Raw genomic sequence first — 24,863 nt, 5'->3', positions numbered from 1 at the left:
GCGACATGATCATGCTCTTTTTAGACAACTCATCGCAACCAGCGACTCCCCAGCAACGCGGCTACCTTTGGCACTGCCTTGATCGCAACATTCGCGGTCGGAACCGCCGAGCGGAACCCGTGGATCACCGTCACGAGGTCGGTCCCCGGTTGACCGCTCCCCGACCCGTCGAGGAACACACCGCCGGTGCTTTTCAGGCCGTTAGGGGGCGTGCCGGAGGCCGTCATCCGGAAGTAAGCACGGACACTTAAGGGGCGGCTTGAGGTCAGGGTAACGGATCGCGCCACTGGGTCGTAGACGGCCGAGGCGATCGGGATCGGCCGGGCGTGCAACCCGGGGCGGCCGGCGGGGCCGGACGGGACGATGGTGTAGTTGCGTAAATCCTGAACGTTTATCGGCGACATCGCGGCGCTGAAGGTGAGCACCAGGGTGGTCGGTTGGGTATGGACGCCGGTCCGAACCAGGCTTGTTACCGTTGGCCGCGCGCCGACAACGCCGATCGCCTCAAACGCGCCGATGTCAGGGGCGCTGCCCTGGGGCCGCGCCACGCCCCGCTGGTCACTGGCCACGCCGGTGATCGTGACGCTGGCGTCGATCGCGGGGCTCCCGGGAAGCAGGGCCTGAGTCTGCGTGGGGCCGCCATTGTCGGCGAGCGGGCCAAGCAGCGCATCGGTGTGGGGCAGGTCCGTGGGGTCGAGGCTGATCGCGGGGGCGTCGAAAAAGAGATTTTGGCCCAGCGACGAGCCCCCACCGCTGATGTCCTGCGAGCCTGAACTGGTCGTATTTCCACTGATGATCGAGCCGACCATCGTCAACGTCCCGGAGTTGGCAATCCCGCCGCCAACGCCCTGGGATCCACGGAAGGCATCCGCACGGTTCCCGCTAATCGTGGAGCTGACGACCGACAGGTTGCCGGCATTGAAAAAACCGCCGCCGCTGCCGACGACATGGTTGCCGCTGACAGTGGAGTTGATGACCGACATCGTGCCGAGATTACTGATGCCGCCCCCGCGGTCCACGCCGAGGGTGGATGCGACGTTTCCGCTGACGGTAGAGCCGACAATCGTCATCGTGCCGCCGTTGAAAATCCCGCCGCCGCCATCGAAAAGATTCGTCTCGTTGCCGCTGATCGTTGAGTTGACGATCGTCATCGTACCGCTATTGGCGATGCCGCCGCCCCCTTCCGCACCCTGATTTCCGTTGATGGTTGCGTTGACAACCGACAGCGTACCGCCGTTGAAGATCCCACCGCCGTAGGGAGCGCTCCCCCTCGTGATCGTGAGCCCGGAGATCGTGGCCACGACACCTGGTTCTACGTTAAAGATCTGGAAACCAGGAGTGGATTGCCCAGCGATCGTCAACGCCGAAGGCCCCGGCCCCTCGATCTCGATGTCGCTGGATAAGGTCGGCAGCAATCTGGCCAGGGTAATCGTCCCACGGACGGTCGAGTCGAACGTGACCGTATCGGCGGCCGAGTCGATGTTGGCCTGAGTGATCGCGGCACGCAGGGTACCCGGGCCGGCGTCGGCCAGACTTGTGACCAGGATCGTCGCGGGAACCACGCGCCCCTCCAACCGCTCCAAGGGCCTAGACCAAGCCAGAGTACGGATCTTGGCACGGTTCCGTCGCATGGTCGGAGTCAGATTGGTCGGTGGCATGAGCATGCTCCTGGTTACTCGTCTGGGTCCACTCGACGGTTCGCCCATTCCAATATACATGATGACTGGTTGTAAGCTTCTAATGAATTCGGCGCCGATTTCTTTCCCGTTCGTCCCGTGGCTGCCCCCGCACCGGTGCTGCACCGGCTCAGGATCGGCGAGTTCCGAGCTAATCAAGGCAACCCCGAACGCTTCAGTCGACCCAAGGAAAGAATCGTGCACGATTCGTAAAGACTTTCTGGTTTATGGATTCGCTTAAGTGAATTGTTTGCCATCGCGCGAATTGGCTCGTCACTTACCACGAGCGCGGGAACCACGGAGTCGAGGAGGTTGGGCATCGTCGACCAGGCGACAAAGCTTGTGGTTAAGAGATAGGTGAGGTCTCCGGTCCTAGGGAAAGGAGGATGTGGGAGTTGGTACGTGACGGCTCCGGTCGAGACGTAACTCTGGGCGGATGATCCAACATAGGCGGTCATTCGAGGGGGGTGCGGATGTACGATGTGGCAATCATTGGGGGAGGGATCGCCGGGATGGGAACGGCGGCGCGGCTCCAGGCACGCGGCCTCTCGACGATCGTCCTGGAGGCACATGGTCAGCCCGGTGGCTGCGCCGGTTACTTTCGCCGCAACGGTTTCTCGTTCGATGTGGGCGCCACCACCCTTGTTGACTTTGGACCGGGTGGCGTCGGCGGCGAGTTGCTTGAAAGCATTGGAATGTTGCCGATCGAGGGCGACGCGTTGCCCGGCTACGTCGCCTGGCTGCCCGACCGAACGGTGACGTTACATCGCGACCCGGCATTGTGGTCCCGTGAGCGGCTCAAGGCGTTGGGAGACACCCAGGCGCACCGTTCGCTTTGGCTCCTGCTCGATCGGCTGGCGGGCGTCTTTTGGCGGGCGAGCCGTGTCGGAGTCAGGCTGCCGATTCGCGGTTTGGATGACGCACTCCGCGCTGCGCGAGCGGTCGGTCTCGATGGGTTGCCCCTGGTCCGCTACCTGAGTTGGACCTTGGCCGACGCATTGCGGGCGCGTGGCCTGGGGGACGATCGCGCGTTGGTCGGCCTGCTCTCGATGCTGGTCGAAGACACGGTGCATAGCTCCGTGGCCGAGGCACCTCTGATCAACGCCGCATTAGGGATCACGATCCGGGGCGCCGGACTGACCCGGGCGCGAGGTGGGATGCGCGGCTTCTGGCACAGTTTGATCGCCCGTTATCGTGAACTCGGCGGCGAGTTGCGCGTCGGCTGCTCGGTGGAGCGGGTCGAGGGGCAGGGGAGGAGCTATCATGTCACGACACGTCGTGGTGTGATCTCGGCCATTCAGGTCGTCGCCGCCGTCCCCGCCCGCCTGGCGGCACGACTTGGCCCCGAACCGATTGCCGAGGCGTTGGCGCCGTTCCTCCGCCGCGATGCCAACGCAGTGGGTGGGGCCGTCGTCGTTTTCCTCGGCGTCCCCGACGACGAGGTTGCCGGTCAAGCTTTCACCCACCATCAACTGCTGCATGACTACGACCAGCCGCTCGGGAACGGGAATAACATGTTCGTCTCTGTCTCCACACCTGGCGATACCGCCAGCGCCCCGGCCGGCTTCCGTGCCTTGATGATCTCGACGCACTGCAAGTTGGACCCGTGGGAGGGACTTACGCCCGAAGCCTACCGCGCACGCAAACACGAAGTCGGCGAGCGGCTCATCACGATGGCCAGGCGAGTCTATCCCGAGTTGGGCCGGGGCGCCGTGGTGCGCGAGGTCGCCACGCCCGCAACCTACGAACGATTCACCCGACGACCGCGAGGCGCCGTGGGCGGCGTCCGACAGACCCTCGCCAATACGAACCAGCATGCCATTCCGCACGATCTCGGCCTCCCCGGTTATTGGTTGGTCGGCGACAGCACGTGGCCGGGCCTGGGAACCGTTGCTTGTTGCCTCGGGAGTCGCCTGGTCGCCGCGGGCGTGCTGGCTGAAGGGAGCCGACGTGTTCGTCCCAATCGTTTCCCCACCGCCCGAGCCCGAGGAGCCGCGCATGCCATCCGCAACGCGCACTGACACGGTGATGCCCACACTCGAGAAGCTTGGCGTCGACCTTCTGGCGACCTCGCCCTACCAGCGTCGACTTGCCCTGGCCCGGCCGTTTCTTGGTGTCATCGCATATATAATGGCGGCATATGCCGGTCTGTGGTGGCTGACCCCCTTCATTCTCTTCCTGGTCTTCGTTGCTGTGGTCACAGTGACGCACGACGTCGTTCACGGGTCGCTGGGTCTCTCCCGAAATCAAACTGAGTGGGCCCTGTTCGCCATGGGGGCCGTCCTCCTGGAAAGTGGCCACGCCTACCGCGCGACGCATCTCCGACACCACCGCGTTTTCCCGGGGCCCGACGATCCGGAGGGTGACCCGGCGCGATGGAGCCTGGTGAAGGTCGTCTTGTGGGGCCCTTTGTTTCTGCCTCGGCTCTGGTACTGGTCCTATGGCCGTGGCAAGCCGGGCGGCGCCCTGAGACGTTGGCTGGTCGCCGAGGCGGCCTGGGCCTTTGCCGCTCCGACCGCCGGTCTCTGGCTCTTGCCCAAGACGCCCGCCGTGCTGGTCTACTCCACGCTCGCAATCGTCGGCAGTTGGGTCTATCCCCTGCTGACCGTCCATCTGCCGCATCGGGGCTACGGCGATACGCCGCTCTCGCAGACGCACACCCTGCGAGGGCGGATCCTCCCCGCATTATTTCTGGAGTTAACCTATCACCTCGAACACCATCTCTACCCCGAGGTGCCCAGCCACAACCTCTCCGAGCTGTCCCGACGACTCGATCCACTGCTGCGAAGCGCCGGGGTCCGGCCTCGGCGCGTGCCTTGAGGAGGGCGGGGCCTTGCCTTCTGGGTCTTAAAACCTATATTGATCGATGCAGATTTTCGCTCGCCAAGTCCTGTTTTTATGGACAACCAAGTCGCGCACCGAGCTCGATTTTGACGCCGGATGGTGGGATAAGTGTCCGTCACGCTCTCGACGCATGGATCGAAGCCGTTGGCGAAGAGGGAGAACCGGAGATGAGTTACGTGCACAAGACGATGAACTCTCCCGTGGGCATGCTCAAGCTGGTCGGGAGCGAGGCGGGCCTGGCGGCGGTGCTCTGGGAAAATGACGATCCTCGTCGGGTACGGCTGGATGTCGGATTGCACAGTGAGCACCACCCCGTGCTCGTCGAGGCGGAACGGCAATTAAACGAGTATTTCGCGGGAAAGCGCAAGGTGTTTTCCGTCAAACTCGATTTCGTCGGCACTCCCTTCCAGAAAAAAGTCTGGCAGGCGATGCTCAGCATCCCATTCGGCGAGACGCGGACCTACGGAGAACTCGCGAAGCAGATCGGAGACCCCAACGCCGTGCGGGCCGTCGGTGCCGCCAATGGAAAGAATCCGCTCTCGATCATCGGACCTTGCCATCGCGTGATTGGCGCTTCTGGGAAGCTCACCGGCTTTGCAGGTGGACTTGAAGCCAAGGCGCTGCTGCTCAGGCTGGAAGGCGCACAGTTCGGTAAGTCGGCCGTCACCAAGGAGATCGCCGATGCGACCAGGCTGTTTTAGATGTCAGCAATCAAACTTAAGTTTGTGGATTGGTCGCCTACTTCGCTTCGGTCGGCGATGGCTTGGCAATTCGCGCCGCGGATGGGGCGAAACGAGAATCTTTTTATCGCATTGTCGATTCTGCGCTTGGCCATTAGCCGGCAGCCGAAGCCTCCGCTGAAACAACAATTGAGCAATTGAATATTATCGAAAACGACTCAGACGGATGGAGAATGAGTTGGACGAGACAGGCAATTGGTGGACAGATGACACTCTGTCATGTGGACAAATCGCGCTGAATTACCGAATTCGGGGTGGGTAGAGTTAGACGATCACCGGGAGAATCAGGTAGACTTTGGTTCCATCCGCCCACTCGCCGCTGCGCGAGTCCTGAACTCCGCCCGACCTGCGACTCCGAACGGTGTCCGATGTTCCGAACCTACTCCATCCTTCCCCTGTTGGTGGGAGTGCTCTGCTGGACCCGGCCATCAATCGCCGACGATCGCGGCCTGGAGTTCTTTGAGGCCAAGATTCGCCCGGTCCTGGTCGAGCGCTGCAACCGTTGCCATTCGGCCGGGAAGAAGGAGCCGAAGGGAGGGCTCCGGCTCGATAGCCCCGCCGGGCTCCGCAAGGGGGGGGACTCGGGGGTTGTCATCGTCCCGGGCAAGGTGGACGAGAGCTTGCTGGTCGATGCGATCGCCCACGAAGGCGGGGTCGCCGAGATGCCACCCGACGCCAAGCTGCCGGATCACGTGATCGCGGACTTCCGCCGCTGGGTTGAGATGGGCGCCCCGCTCCCCGAAGGCGAGGGGGCTGACTCGACCAAGCTCCGGTCGACGATCGACCTGGACGTCGGCCGCCAATTCTGGTCGTTCCTTCCGGTCTCACGGAAGTCGCTTCCGAAGATCTCCGAACCGCGCTGGACGAGGAATCGCATCGATTCGTTTGTCATGGCGACGCTCGACGACCACGGGATGCGGCCATCGCCCGAGGCGGATCGGCGGACCCTGATCCGCAGAGTCACGTTCGATCTGACCGGCCTGCCGCCGTCCCCCGAGGAGGTCGATTCGTTCCTGGTCGATGAGGCACCGGAGGCGTTTGAACGGGTCGTGGACGGCTTGCTCGCCTCCCCGCGTCATGGCGAACGTTGGGGCCGATTCTGGCTCGATGTCGCGCGATACGCCGAGGACAATCCGACCGGAGAGGCCACCAACAAGGCGCCTCGGAACCCGCACGCTTACCGCGATTGGGTGATCCGTGCTTTCAACGCCGACCTGCCGTACGATGAGTTCGTTCGCCGCCAACTGGCGGCGGATCTCATGCCGGACCTCCCCCGATCTGAACTTGCCGCGCTCGGATTCATCGGCCTGGCGCCGGTCTACCACAAGGAGCCGAAACTCTCGGCCGAGGTGATCTCGACGATCGTGGCCGACGAGTGGGACGAGCGAGTCGATACCACCACCCGAGGGTTTCTGGGCCTGACCGTGGCCTGTGCGCGGTGCCACGACCACAAGTTCGACCCGATCGGGACGGCCGACTACTACGCCCTGGCGGGGGTGATGGCCAGCACCCAGTTGGTTGAACGCCCCCTGGTGCCAACCTCGCCCGAAGTCGAAGCCTCATTGGCCGACCGCCGCGTCGAGCTCGTCGATCTCGAACTCCGGCTCGGCTACGCCAATGAGATGAAGTCGACAGCCCGCAAACAGAAGGAAGACGAATCGAAATATGACGGCAGGATCGCCGAACTCGAAGCCCGGCTCAAGACCCTGAAGGCGGCGCCTCTCTTCGACGGTCCCACGGCGCCTGCGGTCCGTGACGCTGGCCTCTGGGTCGACGGCACGGACTCCTCCTGGACGAGGCTGGACTACAGGCCGGGTGAGTCTCGCGACCTCCCCATCTTTCTCAGGGGCAACGCCTCGAACCATGGCTCGATCGTCGTCCGGCGGCTTCCGGCCGTCCTGTCGCCAAGCGAGCCACGAGGGTTCGGCGAGGGGAGCGGTCGGAAGGAACTCGCCGACGGCATCGTCGGGGAGGCGGCGTCGCTCGCCGGCCGGGTGATCGTCAATCGGGTCTGGGGCTGGCACTTCGGCCACCCGCTGGTGACAACCCCGAGCAATTTCGGCAAGCTCGGCGATCCGCCGTCCCACCCGGACTTATTGGACGACCTGACCGCCCGCTTCATCGCCGGTGGCTGGTCGCTGAAGGCGCTGCATCGCGAGATCGTGCTCTCGGCCACCTACCGGCAGTCGAGTCGAGGCGTCGCCTCGGCCGTCTCGACCGACCCGGAAAACAAGTGGCTTGGGCGGTCCCATCGCCGGCGGCTGGATATCGAGGCCTGGCGTGACGCCATCCTCCAGGTGTCCGGATCGATGGACCCGACGATGGGCGGGCCGTCCGGGAACCTCGAAGACAGCAACTTCCGTCGCCGGACGGTTTATGGCCGGGTCAGTCGTCAGCGAGTCGCCGACGTCCTGCGGGTGTTCGACTTCCCGGACGCCAACCGGCACGGTGAAGGCCGCGACGCGACGACGACTCCCCTCCAACAGCTCTATTTCCTCAACAGCCCGTTCCTGCTCGCTGAGTCCGACAAGCTCGCGGCTCGAAACCTTGGGATCCAACTCCCGGCCGAAGAGTCCGAGGCTCCGCGCTCGAGGGTGCGAGCGGCGGGCCGCCGACGTTCGTCCCCAGAAGACCTCGAAACGCCCCCAACGCGACAAGTTGTGGAGCTCCAACTCGACCCCAAGGTCTATGTCGCGGGCCTCTATCGTAAGATCCTGCTCCGCGAGCCGAGCGCGGATGAGGTCGAGCGGTCGATCCGCCTGGTCGAAGGCGAAGGCGGGACTGACTCACGCGATGCCTGGGCCGTGCTCGCCCAGGCCCTCCTCATCAGCAACGAGTTCCTATTCGTCGACTGACACGTCGATGCAAGGTTGCCCCATGATCACTCACGAGTCCGCCCCTGAGTTCGCGTCGAGGCGTCGCTTCATCCGGTCGCTGGCCTCCGGCGTCGGCGGGCTAAGTCTGGCGAGTTTCCTCTGCTCGGAAGCGGTGATGGGTGCCGATCTCGGCTTGCCCCATTTCCCGGCCAGGGCGAAGCGGGTGATCTTCCTCCTGATGGCTGGCGGCCCGTCGCACCTCGATATGCTGGACCCGAAGCCGGCGATCAAGCAGCACGCGGGCAAGCGGCCCGGTGGCGTCGACCTGCGGACTGAGCGCGTCACCGGCGGACTCCTCCCATCGCCGTTCGAGTTTCAAAAGTGCGGGGAGAGCGGGATCGAGGTCAGCGAGCTGCTCCCGCACCTCCGCGGGTGCGTGGACGACCTCTGCGTCCTCCGGGCCGTGCACGGCTCAAATCCGAACCACGGCCCGGCGACCAATTTCCTGATCTCGGGCCGCATCGATCAGGTCCACCCAAGCCTGGGCGCCTGGATTTCGTACGGCCTGGGGACCGAAAACCAGAGCCTTCCTGGGTTCGTTTCGCTGGGGAATACCTTCACGTCCTCAGCCCGGAACGGCTATCTCCCCGGCGAGCACCAGGGGACGCCGATCGAGCTGGACCGGCCAAGCCCCGACCGGATGATCCGGCATCTCCGCAACCCGAAGCTCGATCGGGTGAAGCAGGAGCGTCAACTCGAATTCGTTCGCCAGGCGAACGCGAGCCACCTGGCCGATCGGGGAGTTGACCCCCTCCTGGAAGCCCGGATCCGATCGATGGAGACGGCCTTCCGAATGCAGGCCGCCGCCCCCGAAGTCTTCGACATTCGCAAGGAGAGCGAGGCCACTCGCAAGCTCTACGGCGAGGGCAAGTTCGCCGATACCTGTCTCCTGGCGCGACGACTGGTCGAGAACGGCGTGAGGATGGTGCAGGTCGTCAACGGCGGCTGGGATCATCATGCAAACATCAGCAACGAGATCCGCAAAAAGTCCCGCGAGATCGACCAGCCGATCGCCGGACTCCTGACCGACCTGAAGCAGCGCGGTCTCCTCGACGACACGCTGGTAATATGGGGCGGCGAGTTCGGCCGCACGCCGGTTTCCGAGAACGGGGACGGCCGAGACCACAACCCATTCGGTTTCACGATGTGGATGGCCGGAGGCGGTGTGAAGCCGGGCCACGTCCACGGCGCAACCGACGAGTTCGGTTTCCGTGCCGTCGATGGTCGCATCGGCGTGCATGACCTGCACGCGACCATTCTCCACCTGCTGGGCCTCGACCACGAGAAACTGACCTATCGCTACTCGGGACGCGACTTCCGACTCACCGATGTCGCCGGCGAGGTCGTCCGCGAAATCCTTGTTTGACGAAGTGCCTTGCCAAGCAATTCGCCGTGGGATGTGCTCGGATTGAAGCCTGGCGGGACCGAGGCGACCAAGACCGGAGTCACTGACGTTCCGCACAGCTCTGGCTGTTATTCAGTGCAGAGGCTACGGTGCAATCGCCCAGCAGATACGCTCGGTTGCAGTTTCTGCGAGCAGTCAATCGCACTTCGTGAGAATTGCAACCAGTGAATGCATCGCGATTGCAGGGCGATGAAAGGAGAGGATGGCCAGTCCGGACCCTGAAAACGACTCGGCTGGCCATCCCGAACGTTGCGGAGACTTTGGCAGGCCGCTATCAGTTATTCGGCCTCGGTCTTACGAAAGATGGTCAGGTCCTGGAACTTCACTGCAAGCGGAACGTCGGATGAACTGACGCCGACGATCCCGAGTTGGATTGTTTGGGGAAGCCCCACTTCAATTGGATCATAAGACGTCCAATGGATACCGTCCGGGCTCGTGGCATTGAACACCTTGTCGCCTCGCCGCTCCAGCCGCAGGTAGGTGTCCTGGTCCGGGATCTCGATCTCATAGCGTGAGATGGACATGGCGCCGTCCTTGCGCAACTCGAAGTTTGCATAGTGCCGCATCCGGTCATTGATGTAAACACATCCCCGGTGAAGACTGATATAATTATCCTTGTCGCTAACGACGAGGAGTCCGGCCCCGTGATAGGAGAGGCGGCCAGGGATAGTACTCGTGGCGCCCGGCTTGAACTCGCCCGTGACCTTGACTTGGGCGATGAAATCACCCTTCAAATCTTGAAGGACGCGGGGTGCATTCTGAAGCATGAGCTCGGAGGCGAAGTCGTGAGACTTGCCGGGAATCTTGAACTCAACTGCGTTCTCGTTGGAGGTGATGTCGCAGTCCCGGTCCGTGTCGGTGACCTGGCCCCACCCCTTCAGGATCGGGGAAGTTTTGTCCTTGTCGTCGGCCCTGATCGGTAAGGCCATGAGAAATGCGACGGCACAACTCCCCAAGACTATCGCGGCGGCTTTCGGGTTGATCGAAGCCATGGTCCTTCACCCTCCATCGAAGAGAACGGGGGACAATCGAACGATCGCCGAGTATGACGTTTGTCGGATGATAATGAAAGAGACCAGTAATCATAGCCACGATCTACCGACACACTCCCGCCTTCCGAATACTCAGCCTCGTCAGCCGAGACGAACGAGCCCCCTATTCTTCTCGCTCATGCGCCCGATGCTCCGGCCCTTCGTTCTTGCGTTGGAGCTTGTCGCGGAGTGCGGCGATGGTGCGGATTTGATGGGTCTCGGGCGCGGCGTTCTTGCGTTCGAACGCGGCGGGGCCGTTCTCGAAAAACTGCTTCTGCCAGAGGTAGAACTGCGTGGGCGAGAGTTGGAGCACATCGCAGAGATCGGAGATGGGGACGTGGTCGAGCAGGTGACGCCTGAGAATGGCGACCTTCTCGACAGGCGTATCGTTCTTTCGGGGCTTTCGCATGGTGAGACTCCTGCCGAGTTTTAGCATAACTCGGGTGGGGCGTCTCTCCATTTCCGTCTGAAGCAAAACACTCCTGCTTCGATACCTTGCCGATCGTGACGAAGTGCTGCTTACCGTGATGCGGGAAGATGACCCGGTAACTGCCGTTGCGTTCCTGCAGGTTGGCCATTGGACGACCCCAATGCCACCGCAGCGTTGTTGCGAACCGCGGTCAGGGCGCAAGAAAAAGGAGCTGCGTCTTTCGACGCAGCCCCTTATTCTGTCAGTGCCGGAGACAGGACTTGAACCTGCACGAGCATGGTTAGCTCACTAGCCCCTCAAGCTAGCGCGTCTGCCAATTCCGCCACTCCGGCATGTCTCGTTGGGATGTCACCAGCGAGAGTGATATCTTAACCGGGAATCGCATCCAGTCAAAAGAAATACAACATGGTCCCACATGATTGCCGACCGAGGCACTTATGAGGCACCGTTGAGGAATCTAACGAATAAGGGGCTTGCAGCAATTGCCGCAAGCCCCTTAATTTCTAGTGCCGGAGACAGGACTTGAACCTGCACGAGCATGGTTAGCTCACTAGCCCCTCAAGCTAGCGCGTCTGCCAATTCCGCCACTCCGGCGAGTCTCGTTAGTGTTTGTCACCAGCGAGAGTTATATCCTAACCGGGAATCGCCCCCAGTCAATAGGCTGGTGGCTAGTTCCTCTGCGATTGCTGGAAATCTATGAGATCAAAGGGCGGACCGGAGTTTTTCAATCGAGAGATCCGGGAGCAGGCGCAGGAGTTCTTGGGCCATTGATTCGAGTTGGTGGACCAGGACGGGGGCTTCCTTGAGTTGGTGGAGGTCGGCGCGTTCTTCGAGGTCGGAGGCCAGGTTCCCGGCAGGCGTCGAGAAGGCGGACAGCAAACCGGCAAGGTTGTGGGCGGCCTTGCTGAGCCGTGCGGGGTCGTGGGCACGGAGGGCGTCGCGGACGGCGGCCAGTTGAGTCGGCCCGTAGGTTTGAAAGTCTTGGCAGATTTCGCGGAGGACCGTGTCATCGCCGCCGCAGACCGCCAAGAGGGTGGCCGACGTCAGGAGGGCGTTGGGATCATCCGGATTCGACCTTGGATTCGCGATCGGGGTCGGTGTCGGGGTCGAGCGGGCGGGGACCAAGCCGTCGATCACCGCAAAGAGCTCGGCGGCCCGGATCGGTTTCGCGAGGTAGTCGTCGATGCCGGCCGCAAGGCAGCGGGCGCGGTCTTCCGGCTGCGACCGCGCGGTGAGGGCAATGACGGGGAGGTGACCGCCCCCAATGGCTTCGCGTTGGCGGATCGCCATGACCACTTCATAGCCGTCAAGCCTCGGCATGTGAAGGTCCAACAGCAACAGGTCGAACTCCTCCGCCAGGGGAGAGTGGGCGGGCTTGGACGTCTCCGACTCTCGACCCCCCAGGCCAATCAATGCCAGGGCCTTCAGGCCATCCTCCGCGATCCGCACTCCATGGCCACGTCGAGTCAGCATTCGCTCGAGCAGTCGGGCGTTGAACTCATTGTCCTCGGCGACAAGGATCCTCAACGGCTCCAGACCGGGAAGCGACACTTCGGTTTCAATTGACTCATCCATGTCATCATTCATGACACGCTTGATTGCTTCGAGCAACTCGTGTTGTTGGACCGGCTTGAGGAGTTGGGCGGCGACTCGCAATTCGCGAAACCGACGAGGATCGCCGGGAAGTTTCCCCGAGTGGAGCATGATGATTCGGGTGGTGGAGAGCTCCGCGCGTTGCCGGATCAACGCAGCAATTGTCGGGCCGTCGGTCTCTGGCATTCGGGCGTCGAGCAGGACCAGGGCGTAAGGAACCCCGGAAGCCGCTGCGTGTCGAAGAGTCTCCATCGCCGCCAGTCCGTCGCTCATCGTGGCGGGCTTCATCCTCCAACCGAGGAGCCATTGCTCCAGGGTCCGTCGACTGGTGGCGTTGTCGTCGACGATGAGCACAAGCAGGTTATGCAGCCAGGCCGGTGGCGGGGAGGCCTTGCCTTCGGTTGGGTGGGGCGGTCGCCGGAACCGCACTTCGAAGGCGAAGGTGCTTCCCTGGCCCGGCTCGCTCTCGACCTGGATCGTTCCATTCATGAGCGCCACCAACCTGGCGGCGATTGTCAGTCCCAGGCCGGTCCCACCGTATTTCCGGGTGGTCGACGTATCCTGTTGTTCGAAGGCCTGGAAGATTCGCTCGCGCAGTCCGGGCGGAATGCCAATGCCGGTGTCACGGACTGAGATCCGCAGGGCAATTTGATCCTTCGAACCGGCAAGCTCGGCCACGGCCACTTCCACGGCGACTTCGCCGACTTCGGTGAACTTGATCGCGTTGCCCACGAGGTTGAGCAACACCTGCTTGAACCGGCCCGCATCGCCGATGAGCGTATCGGGCACGTCGAGGCCCACCTGGCAGACCAACTCCAAGCCCTTCCGGTGGGCGCGAACGGCCAGGAGCCGCATGGTGTCGCTCAGCGCGGAGCGGAGCGAGAATTCGGTCGCGGCGAGCTCGAGCTTACCCGCTTCGATCTTGGAAAAGTCGAGCAGGTCATCGATGACGCCAAGCAGGTTGGCGGCTGCGGATAACGCTGTCTGGAGGCAGTCTCGCTGATCTCCCGTGAGCGGGGTGTCGAGGGCCAGTTCGGTCATGCCAATGATGGCGTTCAACGGGGTGCGGATCTCATGGCTGACGTTGGCCAGAAACTCGTCCTTGGCCCGATTGGCTGACTCCGCTGCCTCCTTGGCCCGTCGCAACTCCCCTTCAAGTTGTTTCCGCGCCGTGACGTCTTGCAGGACCACGATGGCGTACGCCGGTTTACCCGCCAGGTCGGGCTGAGCGACGACAGACACCTCACTCCAGATCAGCGAACCGTCCTTGCGGACCGAACGCTGCTCGAGCGAGACGCTGATCGATTCGCCGCGCATGAGCGGTGCGAATAATGCGAGGCTTGCCGGCTGATCATCGGGGAGAGTGAGATCCTGGAACGATTTTTTGAGTAATTCATCACGTGTGTAACCAACGATCACACAAAAAACCTCATTCACGCGGAGGAAGCGGCCTTCGCCGTCGACGTGAGCGATCCCGACGGCCGCGTTCTCGAACGTGCCGTGAAATCGGTCCTGGTCCTCACGGTGTGCCAACCCGGTCTGGCTCCGGTCGTTGATCTCTCTTCCCTCGGGAATGAGCTGGACGATGCGACCCCGTTCGTCCCGCAAGGGCTTGATGGAAAGGTCGACGACCACGATCCGCTCGTCAGAGCCTCGGACTTCGACCTCGTCACGCACCAACTCACCACGCGCTGCTTCGGCAATCGCGGCACGAAGTCGTGCTTGAACCGCGACTGAGCCGGACCACCACCGGGCTTCCCAGAACGGGTGGCCGATCACGTCCTCTCGCTTCAGGCCGCCGAATTCCAGCGCGGTGTGATTCGCCTCAATGACTGTCCCATCGAGGTCAAGTAATCCGGCAAATAGAAACATGCCATTGAGTGTGCTCGGAAACCGATACTGGCTCGATCGCAGCACTTCTCTCGTCTGATGCCGTTGGAGCAGCAGCGCGGTCTGATGGGCCATGACGCTGAGGAGGAGATGATGCTCCTGGCCGGGGAACCCCGCCGCTCTCGAACCGGCGACCAAGACCCCTAGCTCACCGTCAGTGCCGAGCGGAATGACCACGATGCGCGTGTCACCGGTTCCCAAGGGATTGGGAATCGACCGGATCAGGTCGGTGGACCCGAGATTTAACCAGGGGGCGAGGACCTGGCCAATCTGACGGGGCGAGGCTTCCGAGGCACTTCGATCGACGATTCGGACGACCTCGCGCTCCGACCCGTCCGACCGCTCAAGGAGGCGCAGATAGAGGAAGTCGGGGCGCATCCGGTCGAACAGGAGGTCCGCCAGGTTTTGGGCAACCTGAACCGGAGGCGATCCGACCCAGGACGCGGAGAGCGTCGAGAGCGCGTCCAGATCCTCGAGGGTGCGACGAATCGATCGGATGTCCTCGGTGTACGACTCCATGGCTCGAAGCCTTCTCAACCCAATCGCTCGTTGTCGGACGGAGCTCGTTCCCGCAACTCGAAACGGGGTTCGTTGGGGGAAATCCCGAACAGGTCACCCTGGAAAAAACCACTCACGATGACCGCTGGGGCATTCTATCAATGTTCACGATCATCCGAAGGCTGAACCGCGTGACGTAGGCCGTAAGGCGGATCGCGTCGCGATCCGCTTACCGAGAGTTCGGATTCCCCCAAGTCTTGTCCTTCATGACATTGAGGGAACCCAGACCGAGAATCACGGAAATCAGAGCAAGCCGGCGCGATTTCTTGCGGGGAGACTTCCGTGGCCGAAGTCCCGCGGCCATAGGATCCTATCAAATTGGGGTGGAAGTCATCGCGTTGACAGCGGTGCTCCGTGCCATTTTTGCGTCAATTGTGCCGGGCCGACCCTTGGGATCGGCCCGGATCATGGTTTCGGGTTCGGTTGCCAACGGGGCTCGTGCAGTCGGCGGATTGGAGTCGATTAACCATTGCAAAGACAAACCGCGTGCCAGACCGAACCGTCGGCCCACAAGGTCTTTGACCACCTACAGTAAGATTAAGTGCCCCAATAACTTGTGGCAAGCGAAGTGCTCAGCTTGGGTTCGAGGTTCGATTGCAAACATATTGCGACACTTTGTCGCCTTGATGGAGTCGACGAGACCTTTTTGTCTCGCCCGAGGGGATGGGGCCGGTCGGATCGCGCGGAGGATTGGGCCACTCGCTCCGTCGCTTCATTTCCGACTTTGGAGCTGCTCTCTCTTGGCGCAACGCGCCGTAGCCTTGAGAATAACGCGCATGGGGACGATGCACTCGAATTGCTGAGAGTGGTGTCATGGCCCGACTATTGCTTGTCGATGATGAGCCGGCCCTGGTACCGACGCAAGTGCGCCAGGCGTTCCCGGCCCCCGAACACCACGTGGAAGTGGCGCGCACTGGGGCGGATGGGCTCACACGCATCCGTGTGAGGCCGCCTGACGTCGTGCTCCTTGATCTGCGGTTGCCCGACCAGTCCGGGCTCGAGGTCTTCCAGGAGATCCGGCGGATCGATGCGCGGATCCCGGTCATCTTTATCACCGCCGCCCGAACGGCGGACGCGGCCATTGAAGCTATGCAGCAGGGCGCGTATGATTATCTTTTCAAACCACTTGACTTGCGCCAATTGCAGCGGGTGGTCGGCGAGGCGCTCGAGGTTTCGCGACGGATGCGCGAGCCGGCCCTGGTCACCGAGGCCGATTCCGACCCCGACGTGAACGACGCCATCATCGGCGGTTGTCCGGCGATGCGCGAGGTGTACAAGGCGATCGGACGAGTGGCAGCCCAGGACGTGCCCGTCTTAATCACGGGCGAGAGCGGGACTGGTAAAGAATTGGTCGCACTGGCGATCTATCAGCACGGGCCTCGGGCCAAGGCGCCCTTTCTGGCGCTCAACTGCGCTGCGATCCCGGAGAATTTGCTGGAGAGTGAGTTATTTGGTCATGAGAAAGGGGCGTTCACCGGGGCGGACCGCCGGCGGATCGGCAAGTTCGAGCAGTGCTCCGGCGGAACGATCTTTCTCGACGAGGTGGGGGACATGCCATTGGCGCTCCAGGCCAAGGTGCTCCGCCTGATGCAGGACCAGTCGTTTGAGCGGGTCGGTGGTAGCGAGACGGTTCGGACCGACGTTCGCCTGATCGCGGCCACGCACCGCGACCTGAAAGCGTACTGTGAAGAGGCGAAATTCAGGCCCGACCTGTATTACCGGTTGGGTGTTTTCACGATTCATTTGCCGGCCCTGCGTGAGCGGGGCGACGACTTGCCGATGCTGGTGATGCTTTACGTCCGCCGGTTCAGTCGCGAGCTTGGCCGCGAGGTCCGGGAAGTCGACCCCGAAGCGATGGAACGGTTGTGTGACTATTCATGGCCGGGCAACGTGAGGGAATTGCAGAGCGTGCTCAAGCAGGCATTGCTCCGCGCCAGCGGGACCGTCTTGCTCTCGGCGTTCCTGCCGACCGATCTGATTCCCAACGTGCGCGTCATCAGCCCACCCCCCGGAGTGAATCGACATCGCCCTGGGGTGACCCTGTCGGAGTTAGAGCGCGAAGCGATCCAGGATTGCCTGATCCGAACCGGGGGCAACCGCCAGCGGACGGCGGACCTGTTGGGAATCAGCACGCGGACCTTGCTGCGGAAGATCCGCACCTACGGAATGGATGACCCACTCCGTCCGAGCCCGCTCGACGACGATTTGTCTGCCTGATCGTTGCTGATGTTCCTGCTCAAACGTATCCAGATCCGTGGGCCGTAGCTACACTGACACGGACAAGGTCGCCATCCTCTCACCTCTGGGCCACCCCCTCCTGGCGACCTTGATACCTTGCGTAGGATAGCGTGGGTGGTTTGTCGATCCGGTGGAACTGGATTTGCCGACACAGGCCCAAGGATTCTTTTTGAGACGGTGAAGCCACCTGGCTCAGGTTGGAGACGCTCCCCAATGGCCAGTCATGATCTACACGCCGCCGCATTTCCCGCACTGAGTGAGTCCCAGATCAGTTCGCTCGCGGAATGCACCGAGGCGAAACTCACGCGTTTTCAGGATGGCCAAGCCCTCTTCAAGGTGGGTGCCCGCAACTCCCAATTCTTCGTCGTCAAGTCCGGCCAGATCGAGGTTCGCGACGAGTCAGGCGATATGCCGAGGATCCTGACCGTTCATTCCCGAGGCGAGTTTAGCGGTGACGAATCGCTGCTATCGGGCGCGGGCTCGTTGGTGAGCGGTTATGCGCGAGGTGAGACGGAAGTCTTCGGGATTTCGACATCGTCGCTTCGTCAAGTCCTCAACCGTTGTCCCGACCTGGGGGACTTGATTCTCCAGGCGTTCATCGCCCGCCGACAACTCCTCCGCGAGTCGGGAGAATTTACGGGACTCCGCGTGCTCGGCTCGCGTTATTCGCAAGATACGTTCCGGATCCGCGACTTCCTGGCCCGGAACCGGGTGCTCTTCACCTGGCTCGACCTTGAGGCCGATCAGCAGGTCGTCGCGATGCTCAAGCAATTCGGCGTCACGGAAGCCGAAACGCCGGTAGTGATCTGCGGCCAATTCATGCTACATCGCAACCCGTCGAACCTCGAGTTGGCGGAGACGATCGGCCTGCGCCGCACGCCGGATCAGACCGTCTATGACCTCGCGGTGGTTGGGGCGGGGCCCGCGGGGCTTGCCGCCGCCGTCTACGGCGCGTCCGAAGGGTTGAGCACGGTCATTCTGGAGCGGACCGCGGCGGGTGGGCAGGCGAGCCGGAGCATGCGGATCGAGAATTATCTCGGTTTCCCCACCGGAGTGACCGGGGCGGAACTCACCGAGCGGGCTGTCGTGCAGGCCAACAAATTCGGTGCCATGTTGTCCGTCCCGACGCCGGTTATTGGTTTAACATTTGAGAATTCCTATGCCGTACTCAGCTTGGAGGGGGGCGGCACCGTCATCGCCAAAAGTCTCCTGATCGCGACTGGGGCCGACTATCGCAAACTGGGCGTTGAAGGGTGTGACAAATACGAAGGCTGTGGGGTCTACTACGCGGCGACTCCCAACGAAGTCCAGATGTGCCACGGCGCCGAGGTTCTGGTGGTCGGGGGTGGGAACTCGGCGGGGCAGGCGGCCGTGTTTCTCGCCAGTCAGGCTCGTAAGGTCAACCTCTTGATTCGCGGCGATGACCTGGCCAAGTCGATGTCGATGTACCTGGTTCGACGGATCGAGCAAACGGCCACAATCGAGGTCCTTCGGAACACGGAGATCAAGCGGATGCGGGGTAATGGCTATCTCGACGCGGTCGATGTGGTCAATAACCAGACCGGGGAGGAGCGCACGATCGAGACGCCCGCCGTCTTCAGTTTCATCGGAGCGGTACCACGGTGCGACTGGGTCTCCTCGAGCGTCGAGCGCGATCCCAAAGGGTTCATTCGGACCGGACCGAACCTCGAGTCGTCCACCGCCAGGGCCGGGAAGCGAGCCCCCTTTTTCCTCGAGACCAGCCGCCCCGGCGTCTTCGCCGCGGGGGACGTGCGTTCCTCGTCGGTCAAGCGGGTGGCCTCGGCCGTCGGCGAAGGGGCGATGGCCGTCCAGTTCGTCCATGCATATCTGAGCGAGAAATAAGCATATCCCACACCGATCCGGCCGCCTCCGGCCACGCTTGATTTTTGCGGAGGCCCGGCTTGCGTTCCCGGATTTCACCTGGCGCTTTGCCGACGGACACGATCAAGCACCAAGACGATGCACGCTTCCTGATGGGCGGAACTTCCCCACATGCGTGGGGGTGTTCCGCCCATTCTTATGGCTCTTACCTGCTCAATTTCAGGCGAATCGCACGCTATGGGCCTGGCATCGGTCGTGCATTGCATCCCAGGCGAGCGGTGTCGGCGACTCGTCTCGGTTTTCGTTTCGAGCGAGGCCACCACCGGGAGGAGCTCAACCCGATGGCCGCGACGACTGACCTTGCAACATCACCCTGACAGGACTCATGATTTCAACGTTGCTTGCCACATGATGAGAGGGTTGACAACCTGCTGAAGGAAAGTTCACACGTGACGATGCAATCGGCCTCGATTCCCGTGGTCTCGACCATCTTCGGCCTGACTTATTTCGCCCTCGCACTCGGCAAGATCCCCGGGTTACGGATCGACAGGGCCGGGATCGCTCTGGTCGGCGCGGCCTCCATGCTCGCCTGCGGCGCAATCACGATGCCGGATGCCGCCAGGGCAGTCGACTACGAAACGATCGTCCTCCTGTTCGGCATGATGGTGATGGTTGCCTTCCTCCGGTTGGCTGGATTCTTTGCCTTGGCGACGGAGCAAATCGTCGCCCGGTTCTCCGGCCCGTTTGCCTTGCTCGCGGTGACCATCGCGCTCTCGGGCGTTCTCTCGGCGTTTCTGGTGAATGACGTCGTTTGTGTCGCGCTCACCCCGCTTGTCCTTCAACTCTGCCAGCGGCTGAAGCGACCGCCGATCCCCTACCTTATCGGCCTGGCGACGGCCTCCAATGTCGGGTCGGTCGCCACGATCACGGGGAACCCGCAGAACATCATGATCGGGTCACTCTCGCAGATCTCCTACCTCCGGTTCGCTGCTCGACTCGCTCCGGTCGCCGCGATCGGATTGATCCTGAACTTCGCCGTGGTCGCGTTCGTCTACCGCAAAGCGCTTCGCGGATCGAGAGATCGGACGGTCGAGATCGACGAGGCTCCTCGGCCCCGGACGCATCGCCGCCTTTTGATCAAGGGCATTGTGGTGACCATCATGACCGTGGCCTTTTTCTTCGCCGGGAAGCCGATCCCGTTGGTGGCGCTGATCGCGGCTGCGGTCTTGATGCTCGATCGCGTACGCCCGGAAAAGCTCTACCGCGCCATCGATTGGCCACTGTTGGTCATGTTCACCGGCCTGTTCGTCGTCGTTCACGCCTTCGAGGTGGTCGTGGTGCAGACCTGGGGAATCGAAGGCTGGCATGACCTGCGACAATCGCCGGTGGTGCTTGTGAGCGGGTTGTCGCTCATCCTCTCGAACCTGGTCTCCAACGTCCCCGCGGTCTTGTTGTTCAAGCCGTTGATGGAAGTAATGTCGCAGAAGGAGTTGGCCTGGCTGGCGTTGGCGATGTCAAGCACGCTGGCGGGGAACCTGACTCTGCTGGGCTCGGTCGCAAACCTGATCGTCGTCGAGAACGCCCGCCGCGCGGGCACCGAATTGGGATTCCTCGAGTACCTCAAGGTCGGCGTGCCCTTGACGATCGTGACGACCCTCGTGGGCGTTGCCTGGCTTATTTTCACTCACGATTCATCGTGACATCTCCAGCGGTTTACGGTGAAGCGATGGTGGGCATGCTTACGACGCTCAGCAGCATTTTCTAGTGATCACCTTTTTGTGCCACCCGGGGCCGGGCGGAAAACCCGGTAACGTGGCGACAGTCACTGTCTCTGTCGATCTGGGTCAGAGCCGTTCCCCCTCCAGGGCTTCGATCGCGCGACGGATCGGGTCGGGAATGGGGTGCGGTCGATTGGTGGAGTAGTCGAAGACGACGATCGTCGACTTTCCCTCGGCGGCGAGCGCCTGGTTCGACTGAGTGAAGAGCTCGTGCTCCATTTTGATGCTGGTTCGTCCGATCCGGGTGACTTTGGCACCGATGATCACGCTCTCAGGGTAGAGGATCTGCCGACGATAGTCGCAGGTGATCGAGGCGAGGATTGGGCCCACCTTCGCGGTGGTCATCATCGCGGAGAGACCGATCCTCTCGAAATAGGCGATCCGGGAACTCTCGAACCAGCGAAAGTAGACCGTGTTGTTCACGTGCCCGAAGGCGTCCTGATCGCCCCACTGCACGGGAAGCGTGATGAAGACCGGGAATTTCGAGGGGAACGCTGGGTTCGAGTCCATGATCGAGGTCTACCCCAAGACGCGACGTGCGACGAAACCAATCCTCAGTTCAGTTCACTTCCCGCCACCTTAGCCAGTGCCTCTCCGACACGCAACGGCGAGACGCGCCGTCGTGGTCCGCGGAATCGACCGAGGCGTTAACCTGCGCGGAGTCGCCAAAAAAAGTACGGTCGAGAGCGAGCGGCCCCGCCGATTTCCGAGAGGCCATGCCTTGCGTCGCAACGTGAGCCGGACTAACTTTCTAGTCATTACTCATTGGCCTAACGGAAGTTGACGGCCCTCACCAAGTTGGCGATCGAGGAATGACGAATGCGAACGCCTGGTAAACTCGCGGTCTGGTCTTTTCTGCTGTCCACGCTTGTCACCGGCCTGCTGGCCCAACCGGTCGCCGCTCAGGGTTTGGAGTACGTGAAGGCTCATTACACCAAGTTTGACTATCAAGTTCCGATGAGAGACGGTGTGACTCTTTTCACGTCCGTCTATGCTCCCAAGGATCACGACCAAAAGTATCCAATCCTGATCAATCGGACCCCTTATAGCGCGCGACCCTACGGCGTCGATCGCTATCGCCCCGACCTGGGCCCCTCCGAGAGTTTCGCCAAAGAGGGGTACATCTTCGTCTACCAGGACGTCCGGGGGCGCTGGATGTCCGAGGGCGACTTTGTCCATGTGCGACCCAACATCGCGCGGGGAGCCGGCGACACGGCCGTTGACGACAGCACCGATGCGTGGGACACGATCGACTGGCTGACCAAGAAGCTCGAGAACCATAACGGCCGGGTCGGGGTCTGGGGAATCTCTTATCCCGGGTATTACACCTCGGCCTCGCTCATCAACGCGCACCCCGCGCTCAAGGCGGCGTCCCCCCAAGCCCCGGTCACCGACTGGTTCGTGGGCGACGACTGGCACCACAATGGTGCCTTCTTCCTGACGCATGCGTTTAACTTTATGGCACGGTTCGGTCGGCCCCGACCGGAGCCCACCAAGAAGTTCGACTTCGTGTTCGACCACGGAACGCCTGACGCTTATGAGTTCTTCCTCCGGCTCGGGCCGCTTTCCAACGCCGAGAAAACTCATTTCAAAGGGGAGGTCTCGTTCTGGAAAGAGTTGATGGAACATGGGACCTACGACGCGTTCTGGAAGGCCCGCAACCTCCGACAGCACCTCAAGGAGATTCGACCCGCGGTCCTGACCGTGGGAGGATGGTTCGACGCCGAGAATCTCTTCGGCGCACTGGAAACCTATCGAAGCATCGAATCCCAGTCGCCCAACGCCGCGAACACGCTCGTCATGGGCCCCTGGATTCACGGTGGCTGGGCCCGAGGCACGGGCGAGTCGCTCGGGTCGGTCCAGTTCAATGCGAAAACCTCCACCTACTATCAGGAAAAGATCGAGTTCCCATTCTTTGAGCATTACCTGAAGGATAAAGGGAACGCGATCCCTCCCGAGGCCTGGGTCTTCATCACCGGCAAGAATGAATGGAACCGATTCGCGGCGTGGCCGCCCCGGGATGCGAAACCACGATCGCTCGTCCTCCTGCCCAAGGGACGCCTGGCGATCGTCGGTTCCACCAACGAAGGGCTCGAGCAGGATTCGACCGCGTTCGACGAATACGTGAGCGATCCTGACCGGCCGGTTCCCTACATCGCCGACATCGCGCCCGAGATGAAGAAGGAGTACATGATTGCCGACCAGCGGTTTGCCGCGCGGCGGCCCGACGTGCTCACCTACGCGACCGACGTCCTCGAGGAAGACCTCACCATTGTCGGCCCCATCAACGTGAAGCTGAATGTTTCAACTTCGGGCACCGACTCCGACTGGGTCGTCAAGCTGATCGATGTTTACCCCGACGATTTCCCCGACCCCGAGAAGAATCCAACCGGGGAACGCATGGGAGGATACCAGCAACTGGTTCGCGGTGACGTCATGCGCGGCAAGTTCCGCAACGGCCTCGATTGCCCCGAGGCGTTCACGCCCGACCAGCCCGCCTCGGTGAATTTTGCTCTCCCCGACACCGGCCACACCTTCCGGCCCGGCCATCGGGTCATGGTTCAGATCCAGAGCTCCTGGTTCCCGCTCGTGGACCGGAACCCCCAGAAATTCATGGATATCTACGCTGCCAAGGAGTCGGACTTCCAGAAGGCCACACAGAAGGTCTATCGGTCGAAGAACCACCCTTCGCAACTCGAGGTGCTCGTTCTTCCCTAACGATGATTGGGCAATGAGCCACGGAAAACTTGATGCGTTGAACTTGGTTCGGGGTCAGATCCCGCGTTCCGCGGACCTGACCCCAGCCCTATGATTTTGAGGCCTCCATGCTCACTCACTCCAGTTATGCACTCGCCCTGGTGATCTTGGCCCAGGTCGCGCCGGCCGAGACCAAGTCGAAGCCGTTGAGGTCTCCGTCAGAGGTCAGGAAAGCGTTTTTAACGATGCTCGACCGGCCGAAGGTTCCGCTCGACCTCAAGGTTGAGCGGTCGGAAACCAGTCCGGACGGATTCACGACGGAACGGCTCAGTTTCGCCTCCGAGAATCGGGCCGATGGCCAGGTGGAGCGCGTGCCCGTCTTGGTCGTTCGCCCCCCGGCGTCCAAGGAGCCGTTACCGGCCGTGATCGTGCTGCACGGGACCGGCGGCGACAAGGAGAAGATGAAGTCGTGGCTGGTCGAGCTCGCGGAACGTGGGATCATCGGCGTCGCGATTGATGCACGTTACCACGGTGAGCGGGCAGGGGGGTCGGTGGGGGCCGACGCCTACAACAAGGCGATTACCCGGGCTTGGAGGTCGAAGCCCGGCGCGCCGCAGGAGCATCCGTTTTACTATGACACTTGCTGGGACGTTTGGCGGACCCTCGACTACCTCGAAACCCGAGCGGACGTGGACGCGAAGCGATTTGGCATGATCGGGATCAGCATGGGAGGGATCGAGACCTGGCTCGCCGCAGCGGTCGACGAGCGAGTGGCCGTGGCGGTACCGGCGATCGCCGTGCAGAGCTTTCGGTGGAGCCTTCAAAACGAGCAGTGGCAAGGACGAGCGCGGTCGATCGGCGCCGCCCATCAGGCCGCGGCGAAGGACCTGGGGGAAGCCGACGTCAACGCACGGGTCTGTCGCGCCCTCTGGAACAAGGTCATCCCCGGCATCCTCTCCGACTTCGACTGCCCGAGCATGCTCCGACTCTTCGCGGGACGGCCCTTGTTGATTCTGAACGGGGACCGCGATCCGAACTGTCCAATCGGTGGCGCCAGGCTCGCCTTCTCCGCGGCCGAGGCGGCGTATCAAGCCGAGGGAGCCTCCGACCACCTGCGAATCCTTGTGGCCGAAGGGGTGGCCCACGCGGTCACTCCCGACCAACACCAGGCAGCGCTCGACTGGTTCACCCGTTGGCTCGCGTCCACGAAGCCCAAGGATAAACAGCCGTGATGTTGGCATGGATTACGGCATGTACGAGCGACC

At 62.2% G+C, this 24,863-nt stretch carries 15 protein-coding genes and 2 tRNA genes; 10 read left to right on the top strand and 7 right to left on the bottom strand.

Annotation, left to right across the window (positions count from 1 at the left end):
- Nucleotides 1-29 precede the first annotated feature (29 nt).
- On the bottom strand, nucleotides 30-1,658 hold the full coding sequence (locus BUS42_RS34405; RefSeq protein WP_254053981.1) for a right-handed parallel beta-helix repeat-containing protein: 1,629 nt from the start codon (nucleotides 1,656-1,658) through the stop codon (nucleotides 30-32).
- A 491-nt stretch (nucleotides 1,659-2,149) separates the two neighbouring features.
- Between BUS42_RS34405 and BUS42_RS34400 the strand changes: the two genes are divergently transcribed.
- From BUS42_RS34400 to BUS42_RS34380, 5 genes are all read left to right on the top strand, one after another.
- Nucleotides 2,150-3,697, top strand: coding sequence for a phytoene desaturase family protein (locus BUS42_RS34400; RefSeq protein WP_083670971.1), 1,548 nt, complete (start codon nucleotides 2,150-2,152; stop codon nucleotides 3,695-3,697).
- The gene (locus BUS42_RS34395) at nucleotides 3,675-4,496 is read left to right on the top strand and encodes a fatty acid desaturase (protein WP_216821111.1); all 822 of its coding nucleotides are present in this window, start codon (nucleotides 3,675-3,677) and stop codon (nucleotides 4,494-4,496) included. The genes BUS42_RS34400 and BUS42_RS34395 overlap by 23 nt, the downstream gene beginning before the upstream one ends.
- 191 nt (nucleotides 4,497-4,687) lie before the next feature.
- Nucleotides 4,688-5,221, top strand: coding sequence for a methylated-DNA--[protein]-cysteine S-methyltransferase (locus BUS42_RS34390; RefSeq protein ID WP_074314683.1), 534 nt, complete (start codon nucleotides 4,688-4,690; stop codon nucleotides 5,219-5,221).
- Nucleotides 5,222-5,628: 407 nt separating this feature from the next.
- Entirely contained in the window at nucleotides 5,629-8,115 is a 2,487-nt protein-coding gene (locus BUS42_RS34385; RefSeq protein WP_074314681.1) for a PSD1 and planctomycete cytochrome C domain-containing protein, read from the top strand.
- Between the two features lie 22 nt (nucleotides 8,116-8,137).
- Complete coding sequence (locus BUS42_RS34380) at nucleotides 8,138-9,502, top strand: DUF1501 domain-containing protein (protein WP_074315692.1); 1,365 nt, start codon at nucleotides 8,138-8,140, stop codon at nucleotides 9,500-9,502.
- Nucleotides 9,503-9,819: 317 nt separating this feature from the next.
- Here the strand turns inward: BUS42_RS34380 and BUS42_RS34375 are convergent, their stop codons facing one another.
- From BUS42_RS34375 to BUS42_RS34355, 5 genes are all read right to left on the bottom strand, one after another.
- Nucleotides 9,820-10,533 carry a DUF1349 domain-containing protein gene (locus BUS42_RS34375; protein WP_074314679.1) on the bottom strand — a complete coding sequence of 238 codons (714 nt, stop codon included), beginning with the start codon at nucleotides 10,531-10,533 and terminating at the stop codon, nucleotides 9,820-9,822.
- 163 nt (nucleotides 10,534-10,696) lie between these two features.
- Nucleotides 10,697-10,981: a transposase gene (locus tag BUS42_RS45665; protein WP_074314676.1), complete on the bottom strand. Its 285-nt coding sequence runs from the start codon at nucleotides 10,979-10,981 to the stop codon at nucleotides 10,697-10,699.
- Nucleotides 10,982-11,247: 266 nt separating this feature from the next.
- Nucleotides 11,248-11,334: transfer RNA gene (locus BUS42_RS34365), tRNA-Leu, on the bottom strand.
- 175 nt (nucleotides 11,335-11,509) lie between these two features.
- A tRNA-Leu gene (locus BUS42_RS34360) sits at nucleotides 11,510-11,596 on the bottom strand.
- A gap of 108 nt (nucleotides 11,597-11,704) precedes the next feature.
- The gene (locus tag BUS42_RS34355; RefSeq protein WP_143206607.1) at nucleotides 11,705-15,022 is read right to left on the bottom strand and encodes a hybrid sensor histidine kinase/response regulator; all 3,318 of its coding nucleotides are present in this window, start codon (nucleotides 15,020-15,022) and stop codon (nucleotides 11,705-11,707) included.
- 834 nt (nucleotides 15,023-15,856) lie between these two features.
- Here BUS42_RS34355 and BUS42_RS34350 point away from each other — a divergent pair.
- The 3 genes from BUS42_RS34350 to BUS42_RS34340 all read left to right on the top strand — a co-directional run bounded on the left by BUS42_RS34350 (nucleotide 15,857) and on the right by BUS42_RS34340 (nucleotide 20,823).
- Nucleotides 15,857-17,260, top strand: coding sequence for a sigma-54-dependent transcriptional regulator (locus BUS42_RS34350; RefSeq protein WP_074314670.1), 1,404 nt, complete (start codon nucleotides 15,857-15,859; stop codon nucleotides 17,258-17,260).
- A gap of 234 nt (nucleotides 17,261-17,494) precedes the next feature.
- Nucleotides 17,495-19,144: an FAD-dependent oxidoreductase gene (locus tag BUS42_RS34345; RefSeq protein WP_074314667.1), complete on the top strand. Its 1,650-nt coding sequence runs from the start codon at nucleotides 17,495-17,497 to the stop codon at nucleotides 19,142-19,144.
- Nucleotides 19,145-19,578: 434 nt separating this feature from the next.
- Nucleotides 19,579-20,823 (top strand): anion transporter, encoded by a 1,245-nt coding sequence (locus BUS42_RS34340; RefSeq protein ID WP_083670968.1) that lies wholly within the window; start codon nucleotides 19,579-19,581, stop codon nucleotides 20,821-20,823.
- A 144-nt stretch (nucleotides 20,824-20,967) separates the two neighbouring features.
- Here BUS42_RS34340 and BUS42_RS34335 read toward each other — a convergent pair whose 3' ends face one another.
- Nucleotides 20,968-21,411: an acyl-CoA thioesterase gene (locus tag BUS42_RS34335; protein ID WP_074314661.1), complete on the bottom strand. Its 444-nt coding sequence runs from the start codon at nucleotides 21,409-21,411 to the stop codon at nucleotides 20,968-20,970.
- Between the two features lie 309 nt (nucleotides 21,412-21,720).
- On the opposite strand from BUS42_RS34335, the gene BUS42_RS34330 reads away from it, so the two are divergent.
- Together BUS42_RS34330 and BUS42_RS34325 are read left to right on the top strand one after the other, a co-directional pair.
- The gene (locus tag BUS42_RS34330; protein WP_074314659.1) at nucleotides 21,721-23,619 is read left to right on the top strand and encodes a CocE/NonD family hydrolase; all 1,899 of its coding nucleotides are present in this window, start codon (nucleotides 21,721-21,723) and stop codon (nucleotides 23,617-23,619) included.
- A gap of 107 nt (nucleotides 23,620-23,726) precedes the next feature.
- Nucleotides 23,727-24,830, top strand: a complete 1,104-nt coding sequence (locus tag BUS42_RS34325; protein ID WP_074314657.1) for an alpha/beta hydrolase family protein — start codon at nucleotides 23,727-23,729, stop codon at nucleotides 24,828-24,830.
- Nucleotides 24,831-24,863 lie beyond the last annotated feature (33 nt).

The sequence above is a fragment of the Singulisphaera sp. GP187 genome, assembly GCF_900129635.1.
Taxonomy (GTDB): Bacteria; Planctomycetota; Planctomycetia; order Isosphaerales; family Isosphaeraceae; genus Singulisphaera.
The sequence above is the reverse complement of the archived record's forward strand: the minus strand, read 5'-3'. Positions and strand labels throughout refer to the sequence as shown.